This is a genomic window from Amphritea sp. (assembly GCF_050300915.1).
GTDB lineage: Bacteria > Pseudomonadota > Gammaproteobacteria > Pseudomonadales > Balneatricaceae > Amphritea.
The window spans coordinates 1-9,104 of the sequence record NZ_JBNKYN010000122.1; the positions used below are offsets into that span (position 1 = coordinate 1).

The 9,104-nt window shown below is 51.2% G+C and carries 11 protein-coding genes and 4 tRNA genes; 11 read left to right on the top strand and 4 right to left on the bottom strand.

What is annotated here, in order from left to right; translation table 11 throughout:
- On the top strand, positions 1-1,204 hold a 1,204-nt coding region (gene ptsP, locus ACQY8X_RS20120; protein WP_428036919.1), incomplete at its 5' end, for a phosphoenolpyruvate--protein phosphotransferase.
- Positions 1,205-1,213: 9 nt separating this feature from the next.
- Here the strand turns inward: ptsP and ACQY8X_RS20125 are convergent.
- On the bottom strand, positions 1,214-1,972 hold the full coding sequence (locus ACQY8X_RS20125) for an NRDE family protein (protein ID WP_428036920.1): 759 nt from the start codon (positions 1,970-1,972) through the stop codon (positions 1,214-1,216).
- Between the two features lie 139 nt (positions 1,973-2,111).
- Between ACQY8X_RS20125 and lgt the strand changes: the two genes are divergently transcribed.
- A complete protein-coding gene (lgt, locus tag ACQY8X_RS20130) occupies positions 2,112-2,897 on the top strand; it encodes a prolipoprotein diacylglyceryl transferase (protein WP_428036921.1) in 786 nt (261 codons plus the stop codon).
- Positions 2,898-2,957: 60 nt separating this feature from the next.
- On the opposite strand, the gene ACQY8X_RS20135 is transcribed toward lgt, so the two are convergent.
- The 3 genes from ACQY8X_RS20135 to ACQY8X_RS20145 all read right to left on the bottom strand — a co-directional run bounded on the left by ACQY8X_RS20135 (position 2,958) and on the right by ACQY8X_RS20145 (position 5,385).
- Positions 2,958-3,713 (bottom strand): hypothetical protein, encoded by a 756-nt coding sequence (locus tag ACQY8X_RS20135; protein WP_428036922.1) that lies wholly within the window; start codon positions 3,711-3,713, stop codon positions 2,958-2,960.
- 179 nt (positions 3,714-3,892) lie between these two features.
- On the bottom strand, positions 3,893-4,489 hold the full coding sequence (locus tag ACQY8X_RS20140) for an NUDIX domain-containing protein (RefSeq protein ID WP_428036923.1): 597 nt from the start codon (positions 4,487-4,489) through the stop codon (positions 3,893-3,895).
- Positions 4,490-4,533: 44 nt separating this feature from the next.
- Positions 4,534-5,385 (bottom strand): thymidylate synthase, encoded by an 852-nt coding sequence (locus ACQY8X_RS20145; protein WP_428036924.1) that lies wholly within the window; start codon positions 5,383-5,385, stop codon positions 4,534-4,536.
- Positions 5,386-5,470: 85 nt separating this feature from the next.
- Here ACQY8X_RS20145 and ACQY8X_RS20150 point away from each other — a divergent pair, with 85 nt between their 5' ends.
- The 9 genes from ACQY8X_RS20150 to ACQY8X_RS20190 all read left to right on the top strand — a co-directional run.
- A complete protein-coding gene (locus ACQY8X_RS20150) occupies positions 5,471-5,977 on the top strand; it encodes a dihydrofolate reductase (protein ID WP_428036925.1) in 507 nt (168 codons plus the stop codon).
- A gap of 11 nt (positions 5,978-5,988) precedes the next feature.
- A complete protein-coding gene (gene birA / locus ACQY8X_RS20155) occupies positions 5,989-6,954 on the top strand; it encodes a bifunctional biotin--[acetyl-CoA-carboxylase] ligase/biotin operon repressor BirA (protein WP_428036926.1) in 966 nt (321 codons plus the stop codon).
- Entirely contained in the window at positions 6,951-7,649 is a 699-nt protein-coding gene (locus ACQY8X_RS20160; RefSeq protein ID WP_428036927.1) for a type III pantothenate kinase, read from the top strand. The genes birA and ACQY8X_RS20160 overlap by 4 nt, the downstream gene beginning before the upstream one ends.
- A gap of 1 nt (position 7,650) precedes the next feature.
- The gene (locus ACQY8X_RS20165) at positions 7,651-8,382 is read left to right on the top strand and encodes a hypothetical protein (RefSeq protein WP_428036928.1); all 732 of its coding nucleotides are present in this window, start codon (positions 7,651-7,653) and stop codon (positions 8,380-8,382) included.
- A 24-nt stretch (positions 8,383-8,406) separates the two neighbouring features.
- Positions 8,407-8,482: transfer RNA gene (locus ACQY8X_RS20170), tRNA-Thr, on the top strand.
- A gap of 23 nt (positions 8,483-8,505) precedes the next feature.
- A tRNA-Tyr gene (locus ACQY8X_RS20175) sits at positions 8,506-8,589 on the top strand.
- Between the two features lie 11 nt (positions 8,590-8,600).
- Positions 8,601-8,674, top strand: a tRNA-Gly gene (locus ACQY8X_RS20180).
- 9 nt (positions 8,675-8,683) lie between these two features.
- Positions 8,684-8,758: transfer RNA gene (locus ACQY8X_RS20185), tRNA-Thr, on the top strand.
- A 91-nt stretch (positions 8,759-8,849) separates the two neighbouring features.
- A partial coding sequence (locus tag ACQY8X_RS20190) for a GTP-binding protein (RefSeq protein WP_428036929.1) occupies positions 8,850-9,104 on the top strand: 255 nt, incomplete at its 3' end.

Below are 9,104 nucleotides of genomic sequence, written 5' to 3' on the forward strand. Positions count from 1 at the left end.
CGGTTCCGGTAACTCCCATGCGGCTATCCTGGCCCGCTCAATGGGCATCCCAACCGTCATGGGGGTGGTTGATCTGCCTTATACCCGGATTGAGGGGCTGCAGGTTATTCTCGATGGTTACTCCGGGCGGGTGTTTGTGAATCCCTCGGAAGACCTGGCCCAGTGTTACCGGGATATCATCCGTGAAGAGAACGAGGTTAACGCCGGGCTGGAGGGGCTGAAAGACCTTCCAGCCGAGACCACCGACGGCTATCGGATGCCACTGTGGGTGAATACCGGTCTGATTACCGATGTGGCGCGCTCTCTGGAACGTGGCGCTGAAGGGATTGGTCTCTACCGGACCGAGATCCCATTTATGATCCGCGATTTTTTCCCCAGTGAACAGGATCAGATGGAGACCTATCGCAAACAGCTGGAAGCGTTTGCCCCCCGTCCTGTGACCATGCGAACTCTCGATATTGGTGGTGATAAACCGCTGCCATACTTTCCGATTCAGGAGGATAACCCTTTTCTTGGCTGGCGCGGTATTCGGGTTACGCTAGACCATCCGGAGATCTTTCTGGTGCAGATCCGGGCGATGTTGCGTGCTGCCGAGGGGCTGGATAATCTGCGCATCATGCTGCCGATGGTGACCAGTGTGCATGAGGTTGACGAATCGAAAAAGCTGATTGCTCAGGCCGTGGAGGAGTTGCGCGAAGAGGGGCATACCATCAAACAGCCGCTTATCGGTGTCATGATTGAAGTACCAGCAGCGGTGTATCAGGTGCGCCGCTTTGCCCGGCGGGTGGATTTTATCTCCGTGGGTTCCAATGACCTGACCCAGTATCTGCTGGCGGTTGACCGTAACAACCCCCGGGTGGCGAGTCTCTATGTACCGTACCATCCGGCGGTGTTAAAAGCGCTGCAGTTTATTGTTCATGAAGCGCACAAAGAGAATGTTTCGGTAAGTATCTGTGGTGAGATGGCGGCTGATCCCGGTGGTGCGATTCTACTGATGGCGATGGGATACGATGTTCTCTCGATGAATGCGACTAACCTGCCTAAAGTGAAGTTTGCCCTGCGGGGGATCAGTTTTGAGCGCTCCAGAGAGCTGCTGGGGCAGATTATTGTGATGGATGATGTGGATAAGATCCATATGCTGCTACGCAGTACGCTGAAAGAGCTGGGACTGGGGCAGCTTACCAGACCGACCATTCCTGACTGAATGACCGGATCACCTTTCGATGTGAAAACTGAAGCGGTTGCTTTCAGTTGCTCCCTGCGCATCATAGTTCTGCTCGATAATCTCTGCATTACCATTATGACTGATCAGTATGGCGGTGGTCGCCCGGGTGCCATACTTTTCGCTATGAATAAAACTGGCTGACAACATCCGTTCGAGTTCAATGTTGATACCCGTGTCGGGTAGCTGCTCATCGCTGTAGGTGGTTGGGTTGCGCATCAGCTGTATCAGCGCATCAGCTGTTAACTGGCCACTGTCGATACAGTTTTTCAGCGCGGCTTTTGCCGCAGTCAGTTTTGGCCAGGGGGTGTCAAAGAGCGCATTGCTGATACCATGAATGCCCTCAGGAACCGGTAGTAACGCATCGGCCCGGTTTGACAGATAGCCGAGCTGCTGGCCATCATCAATCAATTGGTTAAAGCCATCAAACTGGTCGGCATTGACGTCATCAATAAAGGCCTGGCTGCTCATCTCGCTGAGTAGAAACTGCAGCGGTAGCTTGCCTCTGGAGCTGACGCCCTGTGGCTGCCTGAGACCGTTTCTGTGGTTGGTCAGGGCGGAGAAGCGACCGCTGCGGGTTAGTCCCAGCCAGGTGCCGCCCTGCTCAAGATCCTGCCCTGCCAGCAGTAGTGGCTGATCGGGCCAGTACTGCATCGGCCGGGTTGGCCGCTGGTAAAACTCGTCCCGGTTGGCGGCGAGGATTAACCTGTAATCCGGGTGGTAGTTATAGGCGAACAAAATCAGGCACACGGGCAGCTCTCTTTTTTGATGAGTGTGTCAGTTATATAACAGCTTCATTTAAAAACAAAATCTGTCATTTATCTATTGTAGGATGCGCCTAAGGCGTGGTTATATCTGGGCTGATTTAAAGTAAGGGAAGAGCGTTTTGATGTGGGTTCACAATATTGATCCGATTGCGGTGGCGTTAGGGCCGTTAAAAATTCACTGGTATGGGCTGATGTATCTGGTTGGCTTTGCTTCCGCCTGGTATCTCGGCGGTAAGCGTGCCCGGCGGCCCGGCTCCGGCTGGACCGAGGAGCAGGTCTCGGATCTGATCTTCTGGGGGGCCATCGGGGTTGTGCTGGGTGGCCGGTTTGGCTATGTGGTGTTTTATAACTTCGGCCAGTTCCTTGATGACCCGCTGTGGTTATTTGCCGTATGGGAGGGGGGGATGTCATTCCATGGTGGCTTACTGGGAGTCATCGCGGCCATCGGCTATTTCTCTCATAAGTACCGGAAAAGCTATTTTGATATTGGCGATTTTGTCGCGCCATTGATTCCCATTGGTCTGGGAGCGGGGCGGATTGGTAATTTTATTGGTGGTGAGTTGTGGGGGCGGCCAACGGATCAAAGCTGGGGCGTTATCTTTCCCCGCACCGGCGATATGATCGCCCGCCACCCTTCGCAGCTTTATGAATTTGCGCTGGAGGGCGTGGTGCTGTTTGTAGTGCTATGGTTCTACTCGGCTAAACCCCGGCCGAAAATGGCCGTGTCTGGGATGTTCCTTCTTCTCTATGGCATCTTCCGTTTCAGCGTGGAGTTCTTCCGTCAGCCAGATGTTCAACTGGGTTTTGTGGCGCTGGACTGGATGACGATGGGGCAGGTGCTGTCACTGCCGATGATCGTGATTGGTGCCGTGTTTCTGTTCCTGGCTTATCGGTCCAGAGTTTACTGATACACATAGAAAAACAGCCCGTAACTCCAAGTCTATTTTGCGGGCTGTCTGGTAAGAATGCTAATGCGTTTGTAAGTTTAAGAATGACTTTATAAGGCGCTCTATAGATAGTTCTCTAATGTATAAACTGTCTAAAATATGATGATCATGCCCCGAAGGGATAAATATTTTTTGACAGTGTCCTACGTTTCTTCTATCTTCAATCAGATCGTTAATGTCGAAATATTTATATGTGCCTGAAATTTTATCTGCTAATGCTTTATTAAACCTGGTGTGGATTGAGTATCGTTCTAAGTTGGAAGGCAATAATTTTGATAGTTTTTCCTTATACTGCTGTATGCTTTTATTGTCCTGAATGTTTTCGGTGATTATTCTGTTAGTGTAATTAACTGCCTTATCTCTTGATTTTGTAAGAACGGATAAGTTTATTCCTTTTAGGCCTATTGCAGAGTTAGGCAGTTGATGCTCGTTTTGTATGATTGAAATCGTATCTATATAAGCATCACATAGTGAAGTGATGTATTGATCAATATCAATGCTCTCAGTTTTTACCACCATTCTATAATAAAGTCCTAGCTCAATATCTACTTGACCTAATGCGAAGCATATAAAATCAGGTTTGAACATCAAAAGCTCATTATTAAATAACTCCCTAGAGTTCAAGGTGCTTTCTCTTTTGCCAAACCCTAATATTGTTGAGCCGGGTATAGTTATGACTTTAACATCAACGCCTTTGAAGGATTCATTTAAAGATCGGAGTTCATTGGTTAGGTTAAAGTAAATAGAATGACTATCACCGATTACTAATATTTTCATGTTTTCTTCTTGATGTATAACTGTTAAGTTTTGTATTGCAAATAATATTACATATATAGTTGTTGATAAAGTTAAAGCTACTTCTTATCAAGAAAGCTGATCGGCTTAGAGATTTGCGAATGAAACACTTAAATTGTTAGGGGTTGATCTTTTGGTTTTAGCCTATCGCCGGGATACACTTAGCACTTATCAATATGCTCGGGCCTGCTCTTCCTGGTTAGCTTGGTTTGCTGGCGAACTAACGCCAGTTTAAGTAACGCCGCGACCGATATAGCATCGGTGATCTCGCCATTCATGGCCATCTCAATGGCTATGCTGACAGGTAATTTGATCAGTTCGATATCTTCAGTATCTTCCAGTTGCTGCCTGCCCTGAGTGAGCCCGGTTGCCAGAAAGAGAAATGCGATCTCATCGGTGACCGAGTTGGAGGTTCTTAGCTCCATAAAGGGTTGCCAGTGGGTTGCGGTTAACCCGGTTTCTTCCCGTAGTTCCCGTTTTGCTGCCTCAAGGGGCGATTCATCTAATGGGCCGCCTCCTTCCGGAATCTCGATGGTGACCTCATTGTTGGGGTAACGGCTCTGACGAACCAGCCAGGTATGGTCATTATCGTCGATCGCAATAATGCCGATAGCCCGTGATTTAAAATGCACCACCCCATAGATGCCTTCGGTGCCATTGGGTCGGATAACCTCTTCATGGCGGACCTGTATCCAGGGGTTGTCATACTTGATTTGCTGGCTTTTTTGCTGCCATCCACCAATTCTTATTTTCGACATAGGGGTGTCTGCTTTACGCCAGTGGTCTGATCGGGTTGTGATCTTTATACCGAAAACGGATATTGAATCGGGTCATGATATTGATAGCCCTCGATCTCGAAGTCATCGGTGCTGACCCAGGTTTCCAGATCTTCCAGGGTTTTGATATCCGGGTTGATCTTAAAGGTCGGCAGCGGGAATGGTTCGCGGGTGAGTTGCACATCACGCATCAGCTCAACCTGGTCTTCATAGATGTGAGCATTGACGATCTTGTGGTACGCCTTACCCGGTTTCTTGCCGGTAATCTGCGCCATAATTGCCAGCAGGAAATAGACCTGAACCATATTGAATGTCAGTCCCAGGGGAACATCACAACTGCGTTGGGTGCTGTTGAGGTAGAGAGTATCGCCCAGCAGCGAAAAGTGATGGCTGTACATGCAGGGACGCAGGCAGCCCATGTGGAATGCTCCAGGGTGATAAAAAGTATAGATCTCTCCCCGGTCATCGATACCTTGTGTCAGGTCATCAACAATTTTACGCAGCAGGTCGATGCTGCCGCCATCGGGTTTGGGAAAGTTCCGGCCGACCTTGCCATAGATAAAACCGCAGTCGTCGGTGCCCTTGCGATAAGGGTTTGCCAGCCAGGCGGCGTTTTCGTTGGCGTTGGCATCCCAGGTTTTGGTGCCGATGTTTCTGAAGTCTGCAGCATTATTGTAACCGCGAAGATAACCCAGCATCTCGGCGATGGCTGACTTATAAAAACTTTTGCGGGTGGTCACCAACGGGAACTCGCCAGCCGCGACATCGTAGGTAAGATCGGCATTAATAACGGTCAGGCAGCGCTTGCCGGTGCGTTCGTTTTCTACCCAAACGCCTTCATTAATTAGCCGTTGGCAAAGATCGAGATACTGTCTCATTGGTTTGTTATTAACACCTGTGGTTAAATTCAGCTTGCAATGTTAGCAAACAGCAAGGCGCTGGTACCAGTATTAAGGAGATTATATGAACCTGGCGATCATTGTTGCCCAGGCCGAAAACCGGGTGATCGGGATCAACAATAACCTGCCCTGGCATCTGCCGGAGGATCTGCGTTATTTCAAACAGGTCACCATGGGTAAGCCGATTATTATGGGGCGTAAGACATTTGAGTCGATCGGCCGACCGCTGCCGGGACGTACCAATATCGTGGTCAGCCGCGATACTAGCTATCAGCCTGATAACGTTAAGGTGGTGGACAGTCTGCAGGCGGCCCGTGATCTGGCGGAAAGTATCTGCATGATTGATGGCTGCGATGAGGCGATGGTGATCGGTGGTGCGCAGATATATGAACAGGCGCTGCCCCTGGTGGACCGTCTATATCTGACTCAGGTGCATGCCGAGGTTGCCGGTGACGCCTGGTTTCCAGAGTTTTATCCGGGTGACTGGGCTGAGATCGGTCGGGAAGATTTTTCGGCTGCGGGGCATAACCCCTATGATTACAGCTTTATTGTTCTCAAACGGATCTCCTGAGGGATGTCGCTATGATTGAGCCGCTATTGGCTGTGCTTGCTGACGGTAAATTTCATTCCGGACAGGCCTTGGGTAAGGCGTTGGGCGTGAGTCGCAGCGCTATCTGGAAGCAGATTAAGAGCATCGAAGAGTCTGGTTTAGAGATTTATAGTGTAAAAGGGCGAGGTTACCGGATTCCTGGTGGTCTGGATCTGCTCAACCGTGAGTTGATCGATGATGCGCTGGACTCCGATGTTAGCGGTAAACTCCGGCTGATCGATATTGATCTGGCTATTCCTTCCACCAATGCTAAAGCGATGGCTGCAGTTTACCAGGATGGTCATGGATCGCTCTATCTTGCGGAGCAGCAAACGGCGGGGCGTGGACGAAGAGGACGCAACTGGGCCAGTCCGTTTGCCAGTAATCTCTATTTTTCACTGACCTGGCAGTTTAGTAATGGTGCGGCTGCGCTCGAAGGGTTGAGTCTGGCGGTGGGTGTTGCACTAATTCGGGGGCTGACGCGATTCGGCATTAATGATGTCGACGTAAAATGGCCAAATGACCTGCTGTGGCGTGGCCGTAAACTGGCGGGCGTGTTGCTGGAGATGAGTGGAGATGCGGCGGGTGACTGCTTTGTGGTAATCGGTGTGGGCATCAATGTAAATATGCCGGAGGCAGCGGCTGAGTCGATTGATCAGCCCTGGGTGGATCTGCAGCAGGTGCTGGGTGTAGCGCCATCACGTAACCGGCTGCTGGCAGGGCTGATGAATGAGTTGGTGCCGGTGTTGGAGCAGTTCTCTGATGAGGGGTTTGTGTCGTTCAGGGAGGAGTGGCAGGCGGCCAATGCTCATCGTAATCAGGTCATTAGTCTGAACCTGGGGAATCGTCAGCAGTTGGGCATCTGTCGAGGTGTGGATCAGAGTGGCGCGCTGTTGCTGGAGGCAGAGGGTAAGCTGGAGGCCTTCCATGGCGGCGAAGTGAGTGTGCGGCTGGCATGAATATTCTTGATCTGGACGCGGGAAATACCTTTGTTAAATGGCGGGTTGCCGGAACGGGTCTGAGAGGCCGGGTGCGGCATAATGAACTGGACAGTGTGGCGTGGCCTGCAGTAATAGACCGGGTCAGGGTTGCTTCGGTCGCTGGTGATCGGGTGAATCAGGCGTTGCGGGATTTCGTCAGGCAGCGCTGGCAATTGCTGCCTGAGTTCGCGGTTACCAGTGCTTCTGCCTGCGGTGTGGTCAATAGTTATGCCGACCCTTCGCGGATGGGAGTGGATCGATGGCTGGCTATTCTGAGTGCCTGGCAGCGTTCGCAGCGCGCCTGTTGGGTGGTGGATTGCGGCAGTGCAATTACGGTAGAGCAACTGGATGACGCGGGCCAGCATTGGGGCGGCTATATTATGCCGGGTATTCAGCTGATGAGTCGTAACCTGCTAAGCAATACCGCAGAGATTATGGTTGATCACTCAATTGCAGGCTTTAACGCTACCCCCGGTGTAAATACAACTGAAGCGGTACAGCATGGTCTTAGTCTGTTATTGCTGTCGCTGGCCGAAAAGGTTATGCGCCAGGCGGCGGGGCAGCCGGTCTATGTTACGGGTGGTGATGGTGAGCTATTCTGTTCTCTGGTTGAGGGGGCAATCTGGTGTCCTGATCTGGTAATGGATGGTCTGTCACTGGCGATCGGAGATTAGGGTGCGCTGGCTGTTTATTCTGTTGTTGCTGATGAATGCGATCTATTTTGGCTGGCAGATGCGTCAGCCGCAGGCCAGCAATGCGGAGGTTATCCCACCTGATGTCACCCGTCTGCGGTTGTTAAAGGAGGAGGATAGCTCGCTACTGCTGCCACGCAGTACGCAGCAACCAGATGCTGAACCGCTGACAGTGACTTCAGCGGAGTTATTGCCAGCGGAGCAGCAGGACAGGTCACGGCCAGCGGCTGGGCCCTGGTGTCAGGTGATCAGTGGGATTGCTGATGAAGCTGTTGCTTTTGAGTTGCAGGATCGGCTGGAGCAGCAGGGAGTTGCCTCAGTGGTCGCACCCGTAGAGGTCGAGCGGATACTGGCCTATGAACTGACCCTGGATCGACCGGTGCGGCCGGATGCCCAGAAAGCGCTGCTTGATAACCTGACGGCGCTGGGGCTCCGGGCTGAAGAGGCGCGGCTGAATGCCCGGCCGATTTATATTATTGGTCGTTATGGCAGTCGGGCGGAGCTGAATCGGGCGAAAAGTGCCCTGATCGGTTTGTTTCAGCCTGAGGAGTATCAGGTTGTTAGCCAGGAGAGTCTTTTCGAAGTCTGGGTGGAAGCCAATAGTTCGGTTGAAACCGGCAATAAAATCAAAGAGGTAGACCAGTTTCTTAATTCTGCCATAAAAATCGAAAAAAAATCATGTAAAGGGGTTGCAAGCACAGGGGTGCGTGATTAATATATGCGCCACTTCGCAGCTGATGCCGGTATAGCTCAGTTGGTAGAGCAACTGACTTGTAATCAGTAGGTCCCGAGTTCGACTCTTGGTGCCGGCACCATTTAAGCGGTGAAGTATTGGTAGGGTGGGGTTCCCGAGTGGCCAAAGGGATCAGACTGTAAATCTGACGCGCGAGCTTCGGTGGTTCGAATCCACCCCCCACCACCAATAGCTGTTAGGCGGGTATGGTACAATGGTAGAACCTCAGCCTTCCAAGCTGATGATGCGGGTTCGATTCCCGCTACCCGCTCCAGTTTGATGTGCTCATGTGGCTCAGGGGTAGAGCACACCCTTGGTAAGGGTGAGGTCGGCGGTTCAAATCCGCCCATGAGCTCCATTTTTTCAGAGGGTAGATATAGCGATATGTCTGCCCTTTGTTGTATGTGGCAACGTGGTAATCACACTTACTTTACTCAAGGTAAATGGCAATGGCTAAAGCACAATTTGAACGTAATAAACCGCACGTTAACGTTGGTACAATCGGCCACGTTGACCACGGTAAAACTACTCTGACAGCAGCACTGACTCGTGTATGCGCAGAAGTATTCGGTGGTAAGGCTGTCGCTTTTGACGGTATCGATAACGCCCCAGAAGAGCGTGAGCGTGGTATTACTATCGCAACTTCTCACGTTGAATATGATTCTTCTATCCGTCACTACGCGCACGTTGACTGCCCGGGACAC

Coding starts and splice junctions, on each gene's coding strand:
- ACQY8X_RS20135 (WP_428036922.1), bottom strand. CDS start 3,713: ATGAAAATATTAGTAATCGGTGATAGTCATTCTATTTACTTTAACCTA.
- ACQY8X_RS20140 (WP_428036923.1), bottom strand. CDS start 4,489: ATGTCGAAAATAAGAATTGGTGGATGGCAGCAAAAAAGCCAGCAAATC.
- birA (WP_428036926.1), top strand. CDS start 5,989: ATGATTGAGCCGCTATTGGCTGTGCTTGCTGACGGTAAATTTCATTCC.
- ACQY8X_RS20160 (WP_428036927.1), top strand. CDS start 6,951: ATGAATATTCTTGATCTGGACGCGGGAAATACCTTTGTTAAATGGCGG.
- ACQY8X_RS20145 (WP_428036924.1), bottom strand. CDS start 5,385: ATGAGACAGTATCTCGATCTTTGCCAACGGCTAATTAATGAAGGCGTT.
- lgt (WP_428036921.1), top strand. CDS start 2,112: ATGTGGGTTCACAATATTGATCCGATTGCGGTGGCGTTAGGGCCGTTA.
- ACQY8X_RS20150 (WP_428036925.1), top strand. CDS start 5,471: ATGAACCTGGCGATCATTGTTGCCCAGGCCGAAAACCGGGTGATCGGG.